This is a genomic window from Bradyrhizobium sp. 1(2017) (genome assembly GCF_011602485.2).
GTDB lineage: Bacteria > Pseudomonadota > Alphaproteobacteria > Rhizobiales > Xanthobacteraceae > Bradyrhizobium.
In genome coordinates, this window is the sequence record NZ_CP050022.2 from 1260001 (window position 1) to 1281325 (window position 21325).

Sequence of the window (21325 nt, forward strand, 5' to 3'; positions counted from 1 at the left end):
GTGACCCACGTGAACGTATCGCGCGACGCCGTCTCGATCACAGCTTGATATTGCTTCGGCAGCGCGTTCCACTTGTCGAGATTCATGATGTTATGGCCCTGGCCGGTGCCTTCCCACCAGCCCGGATAGTAGTAATATTTTGCGACCTTCACGAAGCCGAGCTTCTCGTCGTCGTAAGGGCCGACCCATTCGGCCGCGTCGATCGTGCCTTTTTCCAGAGACGGATAGATGTCGCCGGCGGCGAGCTGCTGCGGCACGCCGCCCACCTTGGCGATGATCGTGCCGGCGAAACCGCCGACGCGGAATTTCAGTCCCCTGAAATCATCCATCGACTTGATCTCCTTCCGGAACCAGCCGCCCATCTGGGCGCCGGTCGACCCGGTCGGAATGCCGACCGAGTTGTATTCCTTGAGGAGATCGTTGAGCATGTCCGTGCCGCCGCCGAAGTGCAGCCAGGCAATATGCGCGCGCGTGTTCAGCCCGAATGGCAGCGACGTGCCGAAGGTGAAGGCGGGGTTCTTGCCCCAGTAATAATACAGCGCCGTGTTGCCCATCTCGACGGTACCGTTGGACACGGCGTCGAGCACCTGCAGGCCCGGGACGATCTCGCCGGCCGCAAACGGCTGGATCTGGAATTTGTTGTCGGTGGCCTCGGCAACGCGTTTGCAGAAATACTCGCAGCCGCCATAGAGCGTATCGAGTGCCTTGGGCCAGCTCGCCGCAAGGCGCCATCTCACTTCAGGCGATGACTGCGCGATGGCCGGCGCAGCAACGGCTGTGCTGGCAGCGAGCCCAGCCCCTGTCACTTTCAGGAAATCACGACGTTTCATGCGTATCCCTCCGTTGCGCCGATTCCTCGACAAGGGAACGATCTTGCTGTCGTCTTGACCTCGCCGATGATCGACGTGGGTGTTTTGAACGATTTTGGTGTTTCCGAAGGCCCTTCGGGCTCTTTTTGGATTCCGCACCTCGCGGTTCGGCGTCAGGATGACCGGTCGTCTGGCGATAATCAAGCGCTGGCGTTCCGCTCGCAGTTGCGAAGGCGGACAACGTTCATCGCGCCCGCTCCCCTTGCGGGGCTCGTTGGCTCGTTGCAGATGCAAAACCCCGAAGATGTTGCCATCTCCGGGGCCTCTTATGCTTTAGTTGAGTGTGCCGCTCAGCGCCTCATGACTTGGTACGCATCCGCGCCATGAAGCTGTCGTAGCTCAGCTCGGCGACCTGCGTCCAAGGCAGCGAGTCGTTCTTGAACGCCGTCATGCTCGCATACATCTTGCCGAAATGCGGATTTGACTTGGAGAGGTCCGCGTAGATCTCGTTGGCCGCGTTGTAGCAGGCCTCGAGCACCTCCTGCGGGAAGCCCCTGACGAGGGCGCCGTTCACGATCAGCCGCTTCAGCGCCGGAGCGTTCACCGCATCGTATTTGCCGGTGATCCAGGTGAAGGTGTCGCGTGACGCCGCGTCGATCGCTGCCTTGTAATGTTTGGGCAGCGCATTCCACTTTTCGAGGTTCATGATGTTGTGGCCCTGGCTCGTGCCTTCCCACCAGCCGGGGTAGTAGTAATATTTGGCGACTTTCACGAAACCGAGCTTCTCGTCGTCATAGGGGCCGACCCATTCGGCGGCGTCGATGGTGCCCTTTTCCAGCGCCGGATAGATGTCGCCGCCGGCGAGCTGCTGAGGCACGGAGCCGAGCTTGGAGAGGATCGTGCCGGCGAAACCGCCGATGCGCATCTTCATGCCCTTCAGATCGTCGACCGTCTTGATCTCCTTCCTGAACCAGCCGCCCATCTGCGCGCCGGTCGACCCGGTCGGGATGCCGTAAACGTTGTGTTCCTTGAGCAGATCGTTGACGAGATCCTGCCCGCCGCCCCACAACAGCCAGGAAATCTGCTGGCGCGTGTTCAAGCCGAATGGCAGCGCGGTTGCGAAGGTGAAAGCAGGATTCTTGCCCCAGTAGTAATAGAGCGCGGTGTTGCCGATCTCGACCGTGCCGTTGGAGACGGCATCGAGCACCTGCAGGCCCGGGACGATCTCTCCGGCCGCGAACGGCTGGATCTGGAATTTGTTGTCGGTGAGGTCGGCGACCTGCTTGCAGAAATATTCGCAGCCGCCATAGAGCGTATCGAGCGCCTTCGGCCAGCTCGTGGCATATCGCCACTTGATCTCGGGCGAGCCTTGCGCAATTGCGGGCGCAGCCACTGCTGTGCTCGCGGCCAGGCTCGCGCCCGTTACCTTCAGGAAATCACGACGTTTCATGCGGACCCTCCGCTATGCCGATGCTTTCGACAGGGAACGATCTTGGTGTCGTTTATTCTTTGCCGAGGCTCGACGTTGTTATGTTTGAAATTGCTAGCGTTTCCGAACGGCCCTGATGGGCTCTTTTTTGGAATTCCGATCGTTGCGGTTCCGTCAGCAAGGATGACCGTTCGTCTTGCGATAATCAAGCCACCTGCCATCTCGCGGCTGCGAATGCGCGCCAGACACAAGTCGAGACCATCAGCGCTTTGCTACATGATTGGGCAACGACACAGGGAGGCACGCAATGACGGGCAAAAAGAAGGTCGTGGTCGCCGGGGCGACCGGTCTCGTTGGCAACGCTGCGTTGCGACACTTCGGCGCATCGGAGCCTTGCGAAGTGGTGGCGTTGTCGCGGCGCGAGCCGCGTAACCTCTATGGCGCCCGCCACGTTCCGATCGACCTCACCAGCGCCGCCGATTGCCGCCGTGCCGCCTCCGAGCTTCAGGGCGCTACCCATCTGATTTACGCCGCGCTTTACGAGGCGCCGCAGCTCGTCGACGGCTGGCGCGACCAGCAGCAGATCAAGACCAACGACCTGATGCTGCGCAATCTGATGGGCGAACTCGAGCCGGTAGCGCCCGAGCTCAGGCATGTGGCGCTGCTGCAGGGCACCAAGGCTTACGGCGTCCACGTTCGCGCGCTCACGGTGCCGGCGCGCGAGGGCCGCTCCGAAATGTACGAGCAGCCCAATTTTTATTGGGCCCAGGAAAACTTCCTGCGCGAGCTTCAGAAGGGCAAGGCATGGCACTGGAGCATCCTGCGCCCCGTCCTGATCGTCGGTCTCGCCATGGGCGGCGCCATGGATCTGATCCCCCCGCTCGGCGTCTACGCCGCGATGCTGCGCGAGCAGGGCAGGCCGCTCGATTTTCCCGGCGGCGCCCCGCGCGTGGCGCAAGCCGTCGATGTCGATCTCCTCGCGCGCGCAATCGCCTGGTCGGGGGAGGCAAGGACAGCGCAGAACGAGGCCTTCAACGTCACCAATGGCGACGTCTTCACCTGGGAAAACATCTGGCCCGCGGTAGCGGACGCGCTGGCGATGGAGCCCGGCAAGCCGGTTCCGATGTCGCTGGCAAGGGAATATCCAAGCTGGATTGATGGCTGGGACAAGTTGCGGGCCAGGCACAATCTGGTCTCGCCCGGCCTCGCCGATTTCGTCGGCCTCTCGTTCCAATATGCGGACTACAGCATGCGCTACGGTCACACCGAGTCCGGCCCACCCTCGATCGTCTCGACCGTGAAAATCAACCGCGCCGGTTTTACGGAGATGATGGACACGGAAGACATGTTCCGGAAGTGGTTTCGGCAGGCGAAGGAAGAGCGGCTGCTGCCGTAGGGAGATCGCTGTTTCGATGCCGCTGCGCTGCGTCCCCCGCTTGCAGGGGAGGGCGGCGGCGAGGGTATCTCCGCAACGGGATAATCCCCCAGAGGACAAAGTCCTCACCCGGCGCTACGCGCCGCCGATCTTTTCCCTTACCCCTCCTTGGCGAACGCCGCCTCCATCGTCTTCCTTGTCTTGATCGTCTCGCTATTTGCATCGAACTCGACGTCGCTCCAGCGCACGACCTGACCATGGGCGACGTCGTGCTTCAGCTTGAGGCGATGCGCGAGGCCGATCGGCAGCGCGCCGGCCCTCAGGCTCGCGGCCGCCGGTAGCAGCTTGCCCCACACCGTATAGCCGCCTTCGCCATCCAGCATCTCGCCGGCGCGCAGATTGCGTTTCGCCACGGACGCGACATCGCCGCGGAAGCCGCTGGCCTGCCCGGTCGGCTCGCCCCGCAGCGCGGCCGACAGCACCGAAATGTTCAGCTCGAGGCCGATCAGGTGATAGGGCTTGTACATCGCAGCATAGCGTCCGCTGGCATCGGTCTTCAGCCCGTATTGCCGGAAGCAGTCGGCGGCATAGTCGTTCGGCGCCTCCAGCACGACATAGACGCCCCAGCGCAGATCGCGAAACACCGGCCTTCCGTCGCGCTCGAGCGAGGAGACCACCTCGACCACGCCCGCTCGCTCCAGCACGCCGCCGCGCGAGCGCGGCCGCATCACATGCGGCAGATCGTCGACGCCGCAGGGCGGAAACAACAGGCCGTCCGCGGGCACGTCGAGGGCGCAGGCATTGGCGATCGCGGCCATCTCGATCGCCGATTTCGTGCCGTCCAGGAAGGAGTTGAACATCTGCGGGTTCATGCCGGCCGACTGCGCTTCGCCCGCGGTCAATCCGTAATGCTGCCAGACGCCATCGGGCGTCACGTCGTGATAGGCGGGCAGGTATTTGGTGCCCTTGCCGGCCGCGACGACGCGGAATCCGGTGGCGCGCGCCCAATCCACCATCTCCGCCGTCAGCGCCGGCTGGTCGCCATAGGCGAGCGAATAGACCACGCCGGCCTTTCGCGCCTCCTCGGCGAGCAGGGGACCCGCCAGCACGTCGGCCTCGACATTGACCATCACGATATGCTTGCCCGCCGCGATCGCCGCGCGCGCATGCTTGATGCCGACGGCGGGATTGCCGGTCGCCTCCACCACCACGTCGATCGCGCCGCCGGCAATGGCGCGCGCACCGTCATCGGTGAAGGTCGTTGCGGCGATACGCTCTGCGTCCCATCCGACGGTGCGGCAGGCCTCGCGCGCACGGTCGCGGTCGATGTCGACGATGACAGGCACCTCCAGCCCCGGCGTGTGCGGCACCTGTGCCAGAAACATCGAGCCGAACTTGCCAGCGCCAATCAGCGCGACACGAACGGGCTTGCCGGCGGACGCGCGGGCCTGGAGGAGGCGGAAGAGGTTCATGTGGGAATGTCCTGCGAGATTATCGTGTCCCGGACGCGGTGCAGCGTGAAACGCTGCTCCGCAGAGCCGGGACCCAGACAGTGAAATGCGTGCAGCATAGGCCCCGGCTCAGCAGCGCATCACTGACCTGATGCGCTGCGTCCGGGGCACGAGAGCGTTCTACTCCGCCGCCTGCCGGGGCGCGCGGGCGAGCCGCACCAGCGCATCATCCTCCACCGTCTTAATGGGCGCGAAATCGCGATGCGCGATATATTCCGGCCGCGTGGGGGTGCGGATGTAGTTCGAGACCGCGTTCAGCGTCAGATACACGATCTTGCGCGGATAGGGCGTGATGTTGCCACTGGAGCCGTGCACGAGATTGCCGTGGAACATCAGCATGCCGCCCGGCTTGCCGGTCGGCGCGACGATGCCGCCCTGCTCGACGAGGCGCGTCACCGTCGGCTCGTCCAGCGTCCACAACGGGTAGGACGTGGTGGCGAGATCGTGCGAAGCTTCGAGGTCGCCGGCGTTCTGGCTGCGCGGCACCAGCATCAAGGGCCCGTTGATCGGCATCACTTCGTCCAGGAAGATGGCGATGTTCATCGCCCGCGGCTCCGGCATGCCGTCGTCGCGCTTCCAGGTGCCGTAATCCTGGTGCCATTGCCAGACGTCGCCGGTGAAAGCGGATTTTGCGTTGATCTTGAACTGGTGCATGTAGACCGGCTCGCCGAACAGCTGCTCGACCGGCTCGATCATGCGCGGATGCGCGCCAAGAATGCCGAATGCCTCGTTGTAGAGATGCGCGGCGAAAGCGGTGCGCGGCGCGCCGCTCTTCTCGCGCCAGACCTCCGGCCGGTTGGCGTCATAGATGCCGACCGCCTCCCGCGCGAGCAGATCGACCTCCTCCTGGGTGAACAGCTCGGGCAGGAACAGCCAGCCCTCGCGGTGGAAGAACTCCAATTGCTCCTGAGACAGTTTCATGGGTCGTCCTCCTTGGTTTTGTTTTTCTCGTCATTTTCGGGGCGCGACGAAGTCGCGAGCTATGGTGCGCAATTGCGCACCTGAGAATCCATTCATCGTCAGTTTCTGCGGCCCGATGGATTCCGGGTTCACGCTTCGCGTGCCCCGGAATGACGGCGCGCGTCACTACGCCGCCGCCTCGTCCGTCGCCCGCAATCTCTCCTCGGTCATCCGTCCCGCCGTCTGCGCATGCGCCAGCGCCGCGCGCTCGGCTGCTTTCGCGTCGCTCGCGAGAATGTGCTTGGCGATGGCGGCATGCTCCGACCAGGCGCTGCCGCGATAGTCGAGTTCGGACAGCACCGTCGCCATCGAGCGGCGCATATGCGGCCATTGCGGCGCGATCGTCTCCTCGATCACGGGGTTGCCGGCGAGCTGATAGATCGCGCGGTGAAAATCGACGTCGAGCACGATGAGCTCGGCAAGCGTCGTTGTGCGGTCGATGCGGCGTCCGGCGGCGAGCGCCGCCTCCAGCCGCGCGCGACCCGCCGCATCGGCGCCTGCGCGCTCCGCGGCAAGCCGGGCGGCGAGCGCATCGATGGCGCCGCGCACCTCGTAGAGCTGGCGGATGCGTGAGGGGTCGAGCTGGGTGACTTCAAAGCCGCGCTTGCCGCTCTCGGCGACGAGGCCCTGCCGGTGCAGCAGGTGCAGCGCGTGCGACACCGGCTGGCGCGAGACGCCGAGCTTGTCGGCGAGCTCGTTCTGCCGGATGCGCTGACCCGGCTGCAGCGTGCGGTCGGAGATCGCCTCCAGGATACGGGCATAGACCTGGTCGATCAGGTTCGGGAGCGGGTCGAGAGGGATCACGCCGGCAACTCCGAAAGCATGTAAGGGAATACGGAATTCCGTATTCGAAGTTACGCCGAATGGCCGAAGGCGTCAAGCCGCGCCGGAGGGTGGCCGGCGCGGCTTGTTGGAGCGAGCTAAGCTATTGATATTGCTTGTGCCGTCTACTGTGCATGGGGTTGTTTTTCGAGAAAATGGATGTCGCCCTATTTCTTCTTGCCCTGCTCGATCAGCATCCGGCTCATCAGATAGAGCCGCGGCACGATCGAGTTGGTGTCGATGAACTCGTCGCGGGCGTGATAGCCGAAGCCGGCGAGGCCGAAGCTCTCGACCACGACCGCCTTGCCGCTGCGGTTGGCATAGCCGGCATCGGTGGCGCCGCCGGTGATCTCGGTAATGTCGAGCTTGCGGTCGATCTCGGCATAGATGGCTTGGCCCTCCTGCGCCAGCGCGCGGCCGTGATCGCTCGCGACGAAGGGCGGGCGGCCCGCCGTGATCGTCACCTTGGTTTCGGTATCGGGCACGAGTTTCTGCTTCACTTTCTCGTCGAGTGCCGCCTGCAATTTGGCGATGCCGTCAGGGATGGTGAGGCGGACGTCCGCACCGGCCTCGGCCTTCTCCGGAATCTGGTTGCGCACCGTGCCGGCCTGCGCCGTGGTCCAGTTCAGCTGCGTGCCCGGGATCGACCTGGCGACGTCTCGGGTCTGCAGCAATTGATGCGCAAGCTCGATCAGCGCGTTGCGGCCGAGATCGGGCGCGGCGCCTGCATGCGAGGCGCGGCCCTTGACCTCCATCTTCGCGGTCGCAGTGCCGCTCGCGCCGAGCAGCAGCGAGTCGTTCCTGGCCGGGGGCGATGCCGCGGTCGGCTCGCAGGAGAGCACCACGTCGTGCTGGTCGGCGAGCTCCGCGATGATCTCGCCCGATCCGATCGATCCGACCTCCTCGTCCGGATTGAACGACACGGTGAGCCTGGCGTAGTCCTGCCAGCCGGCGTCCTTCAGGATCTTCAGCGCATGCAGCACCACCGCGATGCCACCCTTGTCGTCGGCGATGCCGGGCCCATAGATCTTGGTGCCGTCGACGCGGTACGGCTCGCTTGCGAGGACGCCGCGCTGATAGACCGTGTCCATATGCGCGATCAGCATCAGCTTGCGGGTGCCGGTGCCCTGGAACGTGGCGATCACCATGTCGGCGCGTGTGCCGGCGGTGGTCTTGCGCCGCTCAACGGTGGCGCCCAGCGCCTTCAGCCGAGCTTCGGTGAAGTCGGCCATCTTCTTCAGGCCCTCGGCATCGCCGCTGCCGCTCTCGATCATTACCATGTCGCGCAGCGTCTCGATCAGCGGCGCCTTCTCCTGTTCGGCGGCGGCCTTGATCTTCTCGTCGGCGGCAGCGAGCGCGGACGTGGCGCCAGCGGCGAGGCCGAGCAGCGACAGGGCGAACAGTGACGTGAGGCGAGTTTTCATCGAGGCATCCTTTCGCGTCTTCAGCGCCGGCGCGCGCGATTGGCGGAAAGCCTAGCATCCGGTGGAGACCGTTGCCACCTAGCGCTCGAGCACCTCCACATCGAGCGCCGCGATCCGCTCCGCATCGGCCAGCGCTTCTAGTCCCGCGATCCGGTCGCCGTTGAACGTGACACGCAGTGCGATGCGCAGATGTCCGCCGAGGATGACGGCAACGCCGATCTCGCCGTCGACCAGCGCAGTCCGCGCGGCCTGGGCGCGGCCCTTGTAGAGCTGCGCGACCGCATCCGCGCCGCGGATCTCCGGCAGTGTGCCGAGCCGCACCGCGGCGTCGTCGGCACGGAATACGACGTCGGGATCGAGCATGGCGAGCAAGCCCTCGAAATCGCCTTCACGCGACGCCTTGAGGAAGGCATCGACGATTCCGCGCTGGCGCGACAGATCGGTGTCCGGCACCGGCGCGCCCTGCACACGGCGTCGCGCCCGGCTCGCCAGCTGCCGCGAGGCATCGACCGAGCGTCCGACGATCGGCGCGATCTCCTCGAAGGGAACGGCGAACATGTCGTGCAGCACGAAGGCGAGCCGCTCCGCCGGCTGCAATGTCTCCAGCACGACCAGCAGCGCCGCGCCGACGGAATCGGCGATCTCCGCCTCGCGCTGCCGCGACTCGTCGACCGGCTCGGGCACGTGCGGGCCCATCGGCTCTTCCTTGCGCGACTTCCGCGCGCGCAGCATGTCGAGGCAGATGCGCGCGACCACGGTGGTCAGCCAGCCGCGCAGATTTGCAACGTCGGACATGTCGTAGCGGCTGACCCGCAGCCACGCTTCCTGCACGGCGTCGTCGACCTCGGCGCTGGACCCCAGCATCCGGTAGGCGACGGCACGCAAATGGTCCCGGCTGGCCTCGAACTGGTGGGTGAGAAGATTTTCTTCAGTCATCGGTCACATTCCCTCATCGCGATCCGTCATGCCTATGACGAAGCCGATCCGGCCGATGTGACCGGAACCTTCGAAATTCGACAGATGGAGACGAAAATGATGCACGCCCGCATGAATCACCCGGTCATGGTCCTGCCGGAGGCCATGAACCACCTTCAAGCCCTCGGCAATGTCACCAAGCAGGGCCTGCCGGAAAAGCTCCTGGAACTGGTGCACCTGCGCGCCAGCCAGATCAATGGCTGCAGCGTCTGCGTGGACATGCATCCGAAGATCGCCCGCAGGCTGGGCGAGACCGATGAGCGGCTGTTTGCGGTGTCCGCCTGGCGGGAGGCGCCCTATTTCACCGATGCCGAGCGCGCCGCGCTGGCGCTGACCGAGGCGGTGACGCGGGTTGCCGACCGCGAAGACCCGGTGCCGGATGCGATCTGGAACGAAGCCGCCAAGCATTTTGACGAACGCGAGCTCGCGACGTTGATCCTTGCGATCGCGAACATCAATGTCTGGAATCGGCTGAACGCGACCATCAAGATGCCGGTCGGCGTGTGGAAAGTGTGAGTTGTTGTGCCCTCTCCCTTGCGGGAGAGGGCAGCACCGCTGGGAGACACAAACTCACTTGGGTGAGGGGTATTTCTCCGCAGACGCATTTGCAAATGTGACTGCAGACAGACCCCCTCATCCGGCGCTTCGCGCCACCTTCCCACAAGGGGAGAAGGAAGAGAGCTACTCCGCCAGGAACCTGTCCACGACCTCGCCGAACTCCAGCGGGGCCTGCTCGAACATCCAATGGCCGGCATTGGGGATCACCGCCGTCCTGCTGCCGGCGATGTGCTCGGCGAGCACGCGCCACATCACCGACAGGCTTCCCGTCGTCGCGCCGCCGCCGATCAGCAGCGTCGGCGTCCTGATCGCCTGCGCATCGGCGCGCGTGTAGGGCCTGCGCTGCTCGTTGATCTGGCCGAGGAAGGTCAGCGCATTGTCGCGCAACTGCTGCTTCGCGGCTGCCGGCACGCGCCGCCAGGAGCCGTCGCCTTCGATGCCCTCGTAAAAATTCTGCAGCGCGCCGTCGATGTCGCCCGCGCGGATCATCTCGACCGAGCGGATCGTCTTCGCGGCGAGCGGCGGATGCGCGGGCGTGCCTTCCGGCAGCGGCAGGCTGGCATCGAGATCGCCGCCCGGCTCGGCCAGCACCAGTTTTCGCAGCAGATCCGGCCGCGCCTGCGCGACGCGAAAGGCGATATGGCCGCCGCGCGAATGGCCCATCAAATCGACCGGTCCGGGCTGGACCTGCCCGATGAAGGCGATCGTGTCAGCGACATGCTGCGCCATCTTGTAGTCGTCGCCGGCACCGTCCCAGTGCTCGGGAAAGAAATGCCGCAGGCTGACCGAGATGACACGATGCTTCTTCGAGAGCGGGCCGAGCACCGAATACCAGGTGCGGAAATCGCCGAGCGTGCCGTGCACGCAGACCAGCGGATGGCCTTGGCCTACTTCGAGATAGGCCATGTCGTAACCGTTGACGTGAAAGCTCTGCATGATCAGCTCGCCAGAAAGTCGAGAACCACTTCGGAGTACTTTTGCGGCGCTTGCTCGAACATCGGGTGCGTCGCGTTCGGGATGGTCGCCGTCTTCGAGTAGGGCACATGCGCCGCCAGCGCGTGCAGCACCTTGGGCAGGAGGCCCTTGGTCCGCGCACCCAGGATGAACAGCGTCGGCATCTTGATGGCTTCCGCATCCGCCTTCGAGAAGGGCGGGCGATTGTCGCGGACCTGACCGATCAGCGTCATGGCGTTGTCGCGCAGATTCTGCTTCACCATCGCCGGCAGTCGTGGCCAGGTGCCGGCCCCTTCCAGCGTGTCGACGAAGACGGCAAGGCCGCCATCGACATCGCCGGCTGCGATCTTCTCTGCGGAAGCCGTAAAGCGCGCCAGCAGCGGTGATGGACCGCCGACATAATCGGGATCGAGGCTGGCATCGAGCTCGCCGCCCGGCTCGGCCAGCACCAGCCGCCGCAGCAGGTCGGGGCGCGCTTGCGCCACACGGAAGCAGATATGCCCGCCGCGGGAATGACCCATCAGGTCGACCGGGCCGAGGTCGAGCTTCTCGATGAAGCCGATGACGTCGTCGACATGCTGCGCGATCGAATAGGTGTCGCCGACACCGTCCCAACGTTCCGGGAAGAAGTGCCGCAGGCTGACAGCGATCACCCGGTGCCGCTGCGTCAGCGGCCCGAGCACGCAGCCCCAGATGCGGAAGTCGGAGAGCGAGCCGTGCACGCAGACCAGCGGCGGGCCACCCTTGCCCTCTCCCACGTCGAGATAGGGCATGTCGTAACCGTTGACGTGGAGGCTTTGCATTCTGGGCTCACGGGAAGGAACAGGAACTCTGTGCAAGATTCCCGGAAACCGGGTGGATCGCAACTATTTCCAAGCCTAGATTTAGGCGGAGATCACAATGGGGGCATGCGACGAGGACGCTAGCTCAGGAACCAAGCCATGACCGACCAGCATTTTGCCCTGTTCGACACCAGGATCGGCCTCTGCGCCATCGCCTGGGGACCGCGCGGCATCAACGGCACGCAACTGCCGATGGGCGGGGAGCAGAAGATCCGCACCCGCATCAGCCAGCGCCATGCGGACGCCAGCGAGGCCGAGCCGACGGCCGAGGTGCAGCAGGCGATCGATCGCATCGTGAAACTGCTCGCGGGCGAGCCCGACGATCTCACCGACATTCCGCTCGATCTCGACGGCGTGCCCGAGTTCAACCGTGGCGTCTACGACATCGCCCGCGCCATTCCGCCGGGCAAGACGGTCACCTATGGCGACATCGCCAAGCAGCTTGGTGGTGTCCAGCTGTCGCGCGACGTCGGCCAGGCGCTCGGCCGCAACCCGTGCCCGATCGTGGTGCCCTGCCATCGCGTGCTGGCGGCCGGCAACAAGCCCGGCGGCTTCTCGGCGAATGGCGGTGTGGTGACCAAGCTGAAGATGCTGGAGATCGAAGGCGCGCTGGTGAACCACACGCCGAGCCTGTTTGATTGAAGCGGCTTGCGCCGGCTTGGCAGGGTGGGCAAAGCGAAGCGTGCCCACCAAACCGTCGTAACATAGACAGGTCGTGGGCACGGCGCTTCGCGCCTTTGCCCACCCTACGAGATCTCGCCCTAGATCTTCGCCGCCGTCTTCGGCCAATACTTGTCGCGCAGGTGCCGCTTCACCAGCTTGCCGGTCGGCGTGCGCGGCAGCTCGGCTTCGAAATCGATCGAGCGCGGGCACTTGATGGCGGAGAGGCGGGTCTTGCAGTAGGCGATCAGGTCCGCCTCGAGCGCCTTGCCGGCGCGGCTCATGTCGTGCGGCTGCACCACGGCCTTGACCTCTTCGCCCATCTCCTCGTTCGGTACGCCGAACACCGCGACGTCGGCGACATCGGGGTGCGTGATCAGCACGTCCTCGGTCTCCTGCGGGTAGATGTTCACCCCGCCCGAGATGATCATGTAGGACTTGCGGTCGGTGAGAAACAGGAAGCCGTCCTTGTCGAGATAGCCGACATCGCCGAGCGTCGACCAGCCCTTTGCGTTATAGGCCTTCTTCGTCTTCTCGGGGTCGTTGTGATAGGTGAAAGCCGGCGCGTCGGCGAAATAGACCGTGCCGATCTCGCCCAGCGGCTGCTCCTCGTCGTTCTCGTCCAGAATCTTGATCTTGCCGACCACGGCGCGCCCGACGCTGCCGCGATGCTCCAGCCATTGCTGCGAGTTGCAGACGGTGACGCCGTTGCCTTCCGAGCCCGCGTAATACTCGATCAGGATCGGTCCCCACCACTCGATCATCTTTGCCTTGACGTCGATGGGGCAGGGCGCGGCAGCGTGGATCGCGCCCTTGAGCGTGGAAACGTTGTATTTGGTCCGCACCTCGTCCGGAAGCTTGAGCATGCGCACGAACATGGTCGGCACCAGCTGGGACTGGGTGACCTTGTATTTCTCAACCAGCTTCAAGAACTCTTCGGCGTCGAAGTGCTCCATGATGATGGAGGTTCCGCCCAGCACGATCGCCATCATGTTGAAGCGCAGGGGAGCTGCATGATAGAGCGGCGCCGGCGACAGATAGGTGCTTTCGTCGTTCATGCCGCACATGTCAGCGCAGAGCACGCGCAGGAAGGCGTTCGGCACGTCGATCTTGTTGCCTTCAAACGCCTTCTTGATGCCCTTGGGACGGCCGGTGGTGCCGGACGAATACAGCATGTCGTAACCGGCGACCTCGTCCGCGATCGGCGTCGTCGGCTGCGCGGCGGCTTCCTTGTCGTAGGAGCGAAAGCCCGGCAGCGGCTCGTCCATCATGTAGAAGATCGGCCCGCCCGCCTTGCCCTTGATCAGGTCCTTGATCTGGTCGGCGCATTTCGGCGTGGTGATGACGACCTTGGCGCCGCAATCGGCGATGATGTAGTCGATCTCGTCCTGCTTCAGATAGCGGCTGATCGCGGTGTAATAGAGCCCGCTGCGTTGCGCGGCCCAGCACAGCTCCATGAAGGCGAGACGGTTCTCCATCAACAGCGCGATGTGGTCGCCGGCCTTCAGCCCCAGCGAGCGGAACAGCTGCGCGCCCTGGTTCGAGAGCTCGTCGAGCTCGCGATAGGTGATCGCCTTGCCGGTGCCGGCCATCTGGTAGGCGATCTTGTCGGGTGTGCTCTTTGCGTAAACCGAGGGGTGAGTCATGACGGAAATCTCGCAACAAAAACGGTGTCATCCCGGCGAAAGCCGGGATCCATAACCACCGAACCAAATTGTTGAAGCGCGATGTCGCCCCAGCTCGCCCTGACCACAAACATTTGCGGTTATGGGTCCCGGCTCCCGTGCGCAATTGCGCACTAGGCCGGGACGACACCTCTAGTGTGGCAACGCCTTGGGAATACGATGGCGCCTACAGCCGCTCCACGATCGTCACATTCGCCATGCCGCCGCCTTCGCACATGGTCTGCAGGCCGTAGCGCTTGCCACGCTGGTGCAGGGCGTGGACCAGCGTCGTCATCAGCTTGGTGCCGGAGCCGCCGAGCGGATGGCCGAGCGCGATGGCGCCGCCGTTGACGTTGAGCCTGCCAGGATCGGCGCCGGTGGTCTTCAGCCAGCCGGTCGGCACCGAGGCGAAGGCCTCGTTGACCTCGAACAGGTCGATGTCGTCGATCTTCATGCCGGCCTTCTCCAGCGCACGCTTGGTGGCGTGCAGCGGGGCGTCGAGCATGATGACGGGGTCGCCGCCGGTCATGGTCATGTGATGGATGCGCGCCAGCGGCTTGACGCCGAGCTGCTTGAGGCCACGCTCATTCACCACCATGACGCCGGAGGCGCCATCGCAGATCTGGCTGGCGCTCGCCGCGGTGAGCTTGCCGTTCTCGGCGATCAGCTTGACACCCTTGATGCCTTCGAGCGTGGCGTCGAAGCGGATGCCTTCGTCGATGTGGTGGGTGTCCTTGGAGCCGTCGGCCCTGACGATCTCGAGCGGCACGATCTCCTTCTTGAAGTGACCGGCTTGCGTCGCCGCGATCGCGCGCTGGTGGCTCTGGAAGGAGTATTCGTCGAGGTCATCCTTCGACAGGCCGTACTTCTCGGCCATCATCTCCGCGCCGGTGAACTGGCTGAACACGATGTTCGGATATTTGTGCTCGATGCCGGGGCTCTTGTAATTGCCAAAGCCGTTCTTGGCCGGCAGCTGCGAGGACAGGCCCATCGGCACGCGCGTCATCGATTCCACGCCGGCCGCGATCACGACGTCCATGGTGCCGGACATCACGGCCTGTGCCGCGAAGTGCAACGCCTGTTGCGACGAACCGCACTGACGGTCGATCGAGGTGCCCGGCACGCTCTCCGGCAGCTTAGAGGCCATGATCGCGTTGCGCGCGACGTTGTTGGACTGCTCGCCGACCTGCATCACGCAGCCCATGATCACGTCCTCGACCTGGGCGGGATCGACCTTGGTGCGGTCGACCAGCTCGTCCAGCACCTTCGCGGCGAGATCGGCCGGATGCCAGCCGGCGAGACGGCCCCCCTTGCGCCCGCCCGCGGTGCGCGCAGCGGCGACGATGTAAGCCTCGGCCATGTCGGTTTCTCCCTGAATTCTTGATTGGGGTCGGTTGTCGGGGAGGGATTTAAGGGGCGCGAGAGTGTTTAGTCAATCGATCAATTAACTCTTGTGATGCGGCGCGGCTTGGGCTTATCTGCGCGCCTCATCAGGCATGTCCAGGGATCTCCGTGACTACCAGCGTACCGACCAAGCTCCCCAGCGGGAAGAATTCCACGGCAGAGAAATTGCTCGTGGCCGCGAGCGAGTTGATGATCGAACGCTCCTCGATCGAGATTTCGCTCTCCGACATCGCACAGAAGTCCGGCGCCAATGCCGCGCTGGTCAAATATCATTTCGGCAACAAGGACGGCCTCTTGCTGGCGCTGCTCGAGCGCAATGCGGCGACCGAGCTCTCCAATCTCGAATATCTGCTGGCGCAGCCGATCACGCCGACGGCGAAGCTGAAGCTGCATATCGGCGGCATCATCCGCGCCTATTACCGGTTCCCCTACATGAACCGATTGATCCACTATCTCTTGCACGAGACCAACACGGCTGCCGCCGACGAAGTCTCGAAATTCTTCGTGGCGCCGCTGCTCGACTTTCACCGTCGCCTGCTCGCCGACGGCGTCAGCCTCGGCGAATTCCGCGCCACCGATCCGGTGCTGTTCTACACCAGCCTGATCGGCGCCTGTGATCACCTGTTCTTCGGCCGGCACGCGATGTCTCGCGCGACCGGCGTCGGCCCGGTCACCGACGAAGTCTGCCGGCAATACATCAAGCATATGGAAACGCTGATCTGCGGCGGCATCCTCACGCAAGTCGAGGAAGCTGCCGCGGCCGGATAATCCGGCCGAAACTCTCAAGTCTAGAGAAGAAACGCCCAAGGAAAGGTATTTGCGATGCAGTTGAAAGACGTAGCCGTTCTCATCACCGGCGGTGGCTCGGGCCTCGGCGCCGCGACCGCTCGCGCCATGGCCGCCAAAGGCGCCAAGATCGGCGTGATCGACCAGAGCAAGGAAAACGCCGAGAAGGTTGCGGCCGAAGTGAAAGGTGTCGCGCTCCATGCCGACGTCACCAGCGAGGAGCAGATCAAGGCGGCGATCGCGAAGGCGGAAGCTACGCATGGCGTTGCCCGCGTGCTGATGAACTGCGCCGGTATCGGCGGCTCGCAGCGCATCGTCGGCCGCGACGGCGTCTACCCCTTGGAAAAATTCGCGCGCATCATCAACGTCAACCTGATCGGCACCTTCAATTGCCTGCGGCTGTTCGCCGAGCGCCTGGTCACGATCGAGCCCGTCGGTGAAGAGCGCGGCGTCATCATCAACACGGCCTCGGTTGCCGCCTACGAGGGCCAGATCGGCCAGATCGCCTATTCGGCATCGAAGGGCGGCGTCGTCGGCCTGACGCTGCCGGCCGCGCGCGACCTCGCCAGCCAGAAGATCCGCGTCAACACCATCGCGCCCGGCCTGTTCTTCACGCCGCTCTTGATGGGCCTCAATGAGGAGGCCCGCAAGAGCCTCGGCGCCCAGGTGCCGCATCCCTCGCGTCTCGGCGATGCCAACGAATACGGCATGCTCGCGGTGCACATGGTCGAGAACCCGATGCTCAACGGCGAGACCATCCGTCTCGACGGCGCGATCCGCATGGCGCCGCGGTAGTTCTCTTCTTCCCTTTTCCCCTTGTGGGAGAAGGTGGCATAGGCGGCCTTCGGCCGCCGTTCTTGGGAACGCCGATGCTCGCATCGGCTATGGCGCCGGATGAGGGGTGTCTCTCCGTGGAGACAGACCCCTCACCCCAAGCGAGTTGCTTGGTTAGCGAGTGCATGCCCTCTCCCACAAGGGGAGAGGGCGCAGAAATCGGCACCATCGTTGCGGATGAAGGAAAGTCGCCCATGTCCCAACCGCTGCTGATCGAGCATGACGACGGCGTCGATCGGGTGACGCTCAATCGCCCTGATAGCCTCAACGCGCTCGATCCGGGGCTGATCGACGCGCTCAATGATTACTTCCAGGGCCTCCAGCGCAACCGCGACACCCGCGTCGTTGTGCTCAGGGGCGCGGGCAAGAATTTCTGCGCGGGGCTCGATCTCAAGGCCGCGATGGCGCGCCGCGCCGGGCAGCAGGAGCCGCCCGGTGTGACCGAGTCTCTCGACTCGCAGCGGCGTATTGCCGACATCGTGATGCTGATGCGCCGTTGTCCGCAGCCAATCCTTTCGCTGGTGCAGGGCGCGGCAGCCGGCGGCGGCTTTGCCCTGGCGCTGGCCTCCGACATCCGCATCGCGACGAAATCGGCGCGGATGAATTGCGCTTTCATCAAGCTTGGCCTCGGCGGCTGCGACATCGGCACCAGCTACTTTCTGCCGCGCCTCGTCGGCGTGTCCGTCGCGTCGGAACTGATCCTGACGGGGCGCTTCATCGGCGCCGAGCGCGCGCTTGCGGTCGGTCTCGTCTCCGAAGTCGTCGACGAGGACAAGCTCGACGACGCGGCCGCGCCCTATGTCGACGCGATGATGACGGCCTCACCCGTGGGACTGCGCCTGTCGAAGGAATGCCTCAACATGAGCGTCGATGCCGGTTCGCTGGAAGCTGCGATCGCAATGGAGGACCGCAACCAGGTTCTGTGCAGCCGCTCCGAGGAATTTTCGGAAGGCATCAGGGCCTTCCTTGAGAAGCGAAAGCCTGTCTATATCAAGCGCTGAACGAGAACGATCCGCAAAGGACGATAATTCCGGGAGACGCAAAATGAGTGGGAGCGCGGCGGCGGTGATGACGAAGCCCGCCTTTCGCAAGGTCGAGTGGCTCGCGCGCGACATCGACATCGCGCGCCGCGGCGACGGCACGGTGGTGCTCAAGTCGCGCATTCCGCTGCAGCCTTACGAGAAGCACATCCCGGCCTCGCTGGCGAAATGGGCGAGGGAAGCGCCCGACCGTATCTGGCTGGCGCAGCGCGGCGGACCCGATCGCGAATGGCGCAAGGTATCCTATGGCGAGGCCAAACGCACCGTGGATGCGTTGACGCAAGGACTGCTGAACCTCGAGCTCGGGGGACGACCGGTCACGATCCTGTCCGGCAATTCGATCGAGCACGCGCTGATGACGCAGGCGGCGATGCAGGCGCGCGCTCCGGCGGCTCCGGTGTCGCCGGCTTACTCCTTGATGAGCCACGATCACGTCAAGCTGAAATATCTGTTCGATCTGATCAAGCCGGCCGTGGTGATGGTGCAGGACGGCCCGACCTTCGAGAAGGCGTTGAAGGCGCTCGACCTCACCGGCGTCACCGTCGTCCACGTTGCGCGGCCCTGCGAGGGCGTCAAGAGCGTCGGCTTTGCCGAGCTTGCGGCAACGCCGGTGACGAAGGACGTCGAGGCGTCGACCGCGAAGATCACGGCTGACACCGTCGGCAAGCTGCTGTTCACGTCGGGCTCCACTGGCATGCCCAAGGCCGTCATCAACACGCAAGGCATGATGTGCGCCAATGCGGCGATGATGATGCAGGTGCGGCCGCGTTCGCCTGACGGTCCGATCTCGACCATGCTGGACTGGATGCCGTGGAACCACACCATGGGCGGCAATGCCGCGTTCCATCCGATCCTGGTCGATGGCGGCACGCTCTATATCGACGACGGCCGGCCGATGCCGGGCCAGTTCGAGGAGACGCTGAGAAACCTGCGCGAGATCTCGCCGACCTATTACGCCAATGTGCCCGCGGGCTATGCGGCGCTTGCGGCGGCGATGGAAAAGGACGAGGCGCTGTGCCGCTCGTTCTTCAAGAATCTGTCGATCATGGCCTATGGCGGTGCGCGGCTGCCGGACGATCTCTACGATCGCATGCAGGCGCTGGCAGTGAAGACGACCGGTGAGCGCATCGTGTTCTACACCGGCTGGGGCTCGACCGAGACCGCGCCGACCTCGACCGGCACCTATTGGGACACCGAGCGCGTCGGCCTGATCGGCCTGCCGTTCCCCGGCGTCGAATTGAAGATGGTGCCGTGCGGCTCGAAATACGAGCTGCGCCTGCGCGGCGTCAATGTCACGCCCGGCTATTTCGGCCAGCCAGATTTGACGACGAAGATGTTCGACGAGGAAGGCTTCTACTGCATCGGTGATGCCGGCATCTTCGTCGACGATTCCGATCCGGTGAAAGGCATCATCTTTGCCGGGCGCGTGGTGGAAGACTTCAAGCTCACCACAGGTACCTTCGTGCATGTCGGCTCGCTCCGTACCGACGCGATCGCGGCCGCAACGCCCGTGGTGCACGACGCGCTGGTCGCGGGACAGGATCGCGCCTTCATCGGCCTCCTGGCCTGGCCGAACCTGCACGCCTGCCGCCAGCTCGTCGGCAATCCCGATCTGAGCTTTGCCGATGCGGTGAAGCATCCGGAGGTGATCGCCTGCTTCAGGCGCGGGCTGGAAGCGCACAACAAGGACTGCGAAGGCGCCAGCAGCCGCATGATCGCCCGCGCGATGCTGATGGTCGAGCCGCCCTCGATCGACGGCAACGAACTCACCGACAAGGGTTACATCAACCAGCGCGCTGGCCTCGAGCGCCGTGCTGCGCTGGTGGAGCGGCTCTATGCGGATCAGCCCGGTGAAGATGTGATCGTGCTGCGATGAGCGCGCAACTCTCTCACCTCGTCATTCCGAAATGGCCCGAAGGGCCAGGCCCGGAATCCATAACCCCGGCTGGTGGATATGGATTCCGGGCTCGCGCTCCGCGCCCCGGAATGACGGCATCAATGAATGCGACGAACAAGATAAACAAGGGTAGCCCGCCATGAACTTCGATTTCTCCGACGATCAGAAACAGCTCCGCGACCAGGCGCGCAAATTCCTCGCCGAGAAATGCTCGCCCAAGGCGGTGCGCGTCGTGCTCGACGGCAAGGCGCCCTATGACAAGGAGCTGTGGAAGGGTCTCGCCGAGATGGGCTTTCTCGGCGTTGCGATCCCTGAAGAGTTCGGCGGTGCGGGTGCCGGTCATCTCGAGCTCTGCGTGATCGCGGAGGAAATGGGCCGCGCCAACGCGCCGGTGCCGTTCTCCTCGACTGTCTATCTCGCCGCGGAGGCGCTGCTGATCGCCGGCAGCGACACGCAGAAGAAGAAATGGTTGCCGGCGATCGCCTCGGGCGAGGCGATCGGAACGCTGGCGCTGTTCGAGGGCAAGGGCAATCCGTCGCGGAAGAACATCAAGCTCACCGCTGCGAACGGCGTGCTCAACGGCGTCAAGAAGCCGGTCGCCGACGGCGCGATCGCCGATTTCGCGGTGGTTGCCGCGCGCACCGGATCGAGCGGTCGCGACAGCGACATCTCGCTGTTCCTGGTCGATCTCAAGGCCGGCGGCGCCGAGGTGAAGAGCCTCACCAATCTCGATCCGACCCGCGGTCAGGCCGAGATCAGTTTCAAGGATTGCAGGGCCGAGCCGCTGGGAGCTGCCGGCGACGGCTGGAGCATTCTGACCCAGGTGCTCGATCGTGCCGCGGTGCTCTGCGCCTTCGAGCAGGTCGGTGGTTCCGACCGCGCGCTGGAGATGGGCCGCGACTACGCGCTCGACCGCATCGCCTTCGGCCGGCAGATTGGCTCGTTCCAGGCAGTCAAGCACATGCTCGCCGACATGTATGTCTCAGCGACGCTGGCGCGCTCCAACAGCTATTACGGCGCCTGGGCGCTCTCGACCAATGCCGCCGAACTGCCCGAAGCCGCAGCTGCCGCGCGCATCAGCGCGACGCAGGCGTTCCAGCACTGCGCCAAGAACAACATTCAGGTTCACGGCGGCATGGGTTTCACCTGGGAGTTCGACTGCCACATGTACTACCGCCGCGCCAATGCGATGGCGCTCGGGCTCGGCAGCCTCACCTATTGGGAAGACCAGCTGATCGACCGCATGCGCAAGAAGAACGCGGCGTGACGTTGTCGTCATTCCGGGGCGGTGCGATAGCGCCGAACCCGGAATCTCGAGCTGAGTCGATAACCTCTGGATTCCGGGCTCGATGCTTCGCATCGTCCCGGAATGACGGAAGAA

General features: G+C 64.5%; 19 protein-coding genes (1 of these 19 cut by a window edge). 8 read left to right on the top strand and 11 right to left on the bottom strand.

Annotated features, from left to right (window positions below; genetic code table 11):
- Positions 1–830, bottom strand: partial view of a TRAP transporter substrate-binding protein gene (locus tag HAP40_RS06010; protein ID WP_166818664.1) — the 5' portion only. Its footprint begins 262 nt before the window's first position; 830 of the gene's 1092 nt are visible here — the first part of the coding sequence; its start codon is at positions 828–830; the stop codon falls past the left edge of the window.
- 337 nt (positions 831–1167) lie between these two features.
- A complete protein-coding gene (locus HAP40_RS06015) occupies positions 1168–2259 on the bottom strand; it encodes a TRAP transporter substrate-binding protein (protein WP_166818663.1) in 1092 nt (363 codons plus the stop codon).
- Between the two features lie 286 nt (positions 2260–2545).
- On the opposite strand from HAP40_RS06015, the gene HAP40_RS06020 reads away from it, so the two are divergent.
- Complete coding sequence (locus HAP40_RS06020) at positions 2546–3634, top strand: NAD-dependent epimerase/dehydratase family protein (protein ID WP_166818662.1); 1089 nt, start codon at positions 2546–2548, stop codon at positions 3632–3634.
- 137 nt (positions 3635–3771) lie between these two features.
- On the opposite strand, the gene HAP40_RS06025 is transcribed toward HAP40_RS06020, so the two are convergent.
- The 5 genes from HAP40_RS06025 to HAP40_RS06045 all read right to left on the bottom strand — a co-directional run bounded on the left by HAP40_RS06025 (position 3772) and on the right by HAP40_RS06045 (position 9266).
- Positions 3772–5085, bottom strand: coding sequence for an NAD(P)H-dependent oxidoreductase (locus HAP40_RS06025; protein WP_166818661.1), 1314 nt, complete (start codon positions 5083–5085; stop codon positions 3772–3774).
- Between the two features lie 159 nt (positions 5086–5244).
- A complete protein-coding gene (locus tag HAP40_RS06030) occupies positions 5245–6045 on the bottom strand; it encodes a phytanoyl-CoA dioxygenase family protein (RefSeq protein ID WP_166818660.1) in 801 nt (266 codons plus the stop codon).
- 165 nt (positions 6046–6210) lie between these two features.
- Positions 6211–6888 carry a GntR family transcriptional regulator gene (locus tag HAP40_RS06035; protein WP_166818659.1) on the bottom strand — a complete coding sequence of 226 codons (678 nt, stop codon included), beginning with the start codon at positions 6886–6888 and terminating at the stop codon, positions 6211–6213.
- A 185-nt stretch (positions 6889–7073) separates the two neighbouring features.
- Positions 7074–8330 (bottom strand): M20/M25/M40 family metallo-hydrolase, encoded by a 1257-nt coding sequence (locus tag HAP40_RS06040; RefSeq protein ID WP_166818658.1) that lies wholly within the window; start codon positions 8328–8330, stop codon positions 7074–7076.
- 78 nt (positions 8331–8408) lie between these two features.
- Entirely contained in the window at positions 8409–9266 is an 858-nt protein-coding gene (locus HAP40_RS06045; protein ID WP_166818657.1) for a sigma-70 family RNA polymerase sigma factor, read from the bottom strand.
- Positions 9267–9365: 99 nt separating this feature from the next.
- Between HAP40_RS06045 and HAP40_RS06050 the strand changes: the two genes are divergently transcribed.
- Entirely contained in the window at positions 9366–9821 is a 456-nt protein-coding gene (locus HAP40_RS06050; protein ID WP_166819603.1) for a carboxymuconolactone decarboxylase family protein, read from the top strand.
- A 165-nt stretch (positions 9822–9986) separates the two neighbouring features.
- On the opposite strand, the gene HAP40_RS06055 is transcribed toward HAP40_RS06050, so the two are convergent.
- Both HAP40_RS06055 and HAP40_RS06060 read right to left on the bottom strand, forming a co-directional pair.
- Positions 9987–10799 carry an alpha/beta fold hydrolase gene (locus tag HAP40_RS06055; protein ID WP_166818656.1) on the bottom strand — a complete coding sequence of 271 codons (813 nt, stop codon included), beginning with the start codon at positions 10797–10799 and terminating at the stop codon, positions 9987–9989.
- Between the two features lie 2 nt (positions 10800–10801).
- Positions 10802–11620, bottom strand: coding sequence for an alpha/beta fold hydrolase (locus HAP40_RS06060; RefSeq protein ID WP_166818655.1), 819 nt, complete (start codon positions 11618–11620; stop codon positions 10802–10804).
- A 138-nt stretch (positions 11621–11758) separates the two neighbouring features.
- On the opposite strand from HAP40_RS06060, the gene HAP40_RS06065 reads away from it, so the two are divergent.
- Positions 11759–12301, top strand: a complete 543-nt coding sequence (locus tag HAP40_RS06065) for a methylated-DNA--[protein]-cysteine S-methyltransferase (protein ID WP_166818654.1) — start codon at positions 11759–11761, stop codon at positions 12299–12301.
- A 119-nt stretch (positions 12302–12420) separates the two neighbouring features.
- Here the strand turns inward: HAP40_RS06065 and HAP40_RS06070 are convergent, their stop codons facing one another.
- Together HAP40_RS06070 and HAP40_RS06075 are read right to left on the bottom strand one after the other, a co-directional pair.
- Positions 12421–13965: an acyl-CoA synthetase gene (locus HAP40_RS06070; RefSeq protein ID WP_166818653.1), complete on the bottom strand. Its 1545-nt coding sequence runs from the start codon at positions 13963–13965 to the stop codon at positions 12421–12423.
- A gap of 205 nt (positions 13966–14170) precedes the next feature.
- Positions 14171–15343 (bottom strand): acetyl-CoA C-acetyltransferase, encoded by a 1173-nt coding sequence (locus tag HAP40_RS06075; protein WP_166818652.1) that lies wholly within the window; start codon positions 15341–15343, stop codon positions 14171–14173.
- Positions 15344–15576: 233 nt separating this feature from the next.
- Between HAP40_RS06075 and HAP40_RS06080 the strand changes: the two genes are divergently transcribed.
- The 5 genes from HAP40_RS06080 to HAP40_RS06100 all read left to right on the top strand — a co-directional run bounded on the left by HAP40_RS06080 (position 15577) and on the right by HAP40_RS06100 (position 21211).
- Complete coding sequence (locus tag HAP40_RS06080; protein ID WP_236840817.1) at positions 15577–16155, top strand: TetR family transcriptional regulator; 579 nt, start codon at positions 15577–15579, stop codon at positions 16153–16155.
- A gap of 54 nt (positions 16156–16209) precedes the next feature.
- A complete protein-coding gene (locus HAP40_RS06085) occupies positions 16210–16968 on the top strand; it encodes an SDR family NAD(P)-dependent oxidoreductase (protein ID WP_166818651.1) in 759 nt (252 codons plus the stop codon).
- Positions 16969–17201: 233 nt separating this feature from the next.
- Complete coding sequence (locus HAP40_RS06090) at positions 17202–18008, top strand: enoyl-CoA hydratase/isomerase family protein (RefSeq protein ID WP_166818650.1); 807 nt, start codon at positions 17202–17204, stop codon at positions 18006–18008.
- Between the two features lie 43 nt (positions 18009–18051).
- Positions 18052–19923, top strand: coding sequence for an AMP-binding protein (locus HAP40_RS06095; protein ID WP_166818649.1), 1872 nt, complete (start codon positions 18052–18054; stop codon positions 19921–19923).
- 160 nt (positions 19924–20083) lie between these two features.
- Positions 20084–21211 carry an acyl-CoA dehydrogenase family protein gene (locus tag HAP40_RS06100; protein WP_166818648.1) on the top strand — a complete coding sequence of 376 codons (1128 nt, stop codon included), beginning with the start codon at positions 20084–20086 and terminating at the stop codon, positions 21209–21211.
- The last annotated feature ends 114 nt before the right edge of the window (positions 21212–21325 follow it).

Bases quoted from the DNA above. Each gene is read 5' to 3' on its own strand.
- HAP40_RS06015 (WP_166818663.1), bottom strand. From the start codon at position 2,259: ATGAAACGTCGTGATTTCCTGAAGGTAACGGGCGCGAGCCTGGCCGCG.
- HAP40_RS06020 (WP_166818662.1), top strand. From the start codon at position 2,546: ATGACGGGCAAAAAGAAGGTCGTGGTCGCCGGGGCGACCGGTCTCGTT.
- HAP40_RS06025 (WP_166818661.1), bottom strand. From the start codon at position 5,085: ATGAACCTCTTCCGCCTCCTCCAGGCCCGCGCGTCCGCCGGCAAGCCC.
- HAP40_RS06030 (WP_166818660.1), bottom strand. From the start codon at position 6,045: ATGAAACTGTCTCAGGAGCAATTGGAGTTCTTCCACCGCGAGGGCTGG.
- HAP40_RS06040 (WP_166818658.1), bottom strand. From the start codon at position 8,330: ATGAAAACTCGCCTCACGTCACTGTTCGCCCTGTCGCTGCTCGGCCTC.
- HAP40_RS06045 (WP_166818657.1), bottom strand. From the start codon at position 9,266: ATGACTGAAGAAAATCTTCTCACCCACCAGTTCGAGGCCAGCCGGGAC.
- HAP40_RS06050 (WP_166819603.1), top strand. From the start codon at position 9,366: ATGCACGCCCGCATGAATCACCCGGTCATGGTCCTGCCGGAGGCCATG.
- HAP40_RS06055 (WP_166818656.1), bottom strand. From the start codon at position 10,799: ATGCAGAGCTTTCACGTCAACGGTTACGACATGGCCTATCTCGAAGTA.
- HAP40_RS06060 (WP_166818655.1), bottom strand. From the start codon at position 11,620: ATGCAAAGCCTCCACGTCAACGGTTACGACATGCCCTATCTCGACGTG.
- HAP40_RS06065 (WP_166818654.1), top strand. From the start codon at position 11,759: ATGACCGACCAGCATTTTGCCCTGTTCGACACCAGGATCGGCCTCTGC.
- HAP40_RS06070 (WP_166818653.1), bottom strand. From the start codon at position 13,965: ATGACTCACCCCTCGGTTTACGCAAAGAGCACACCCGACAAGATCGCC.
- HAP40_RS06075 (WP_166818652.1), bottom strand. From the start codon at position 15,343: ATGGCCGAGGCTTACATCGTCGCCGCTGCGCGCACCGCGGGCGGGCGC.
- HAP40_RS06080 (WP_236840817.1), top strand. From the start codon at position 15,577: ATGATCGAACGCTCCTCGATCGAGATTTCGCTCTCCGACATCGCACAG.
- HAP40_RS06085 (WP_166818651.1), top strand. From the start codon at position 16,210: ATGCAGTTGAAAGACGTAGCCGTTCTCATCACCGGCGGTGGCTCGGGC.
- HAP40_RS06090 (WP_166818650.1), top strand. From the start codon at position 17,202: ATGTCCCAACCGCTGCTGATCGAGCATGACGACGGCGTCGATCGGGTG.
- HAP40_RS06095 (WP_166818649.1), top strand. From the start codon at position 18,052: ATGAGTGGGAGCGCGGCGGCGGTGATGACGAAGCCCGCCTTTCGCAAG.
- HAP40_RS06100 (WP_166818648.1), top strand. From the start codon at position 20,084: ATGAACTTCGATTTCTCCGACGATCAGAAACAGCTCCGCGACCAGGCG.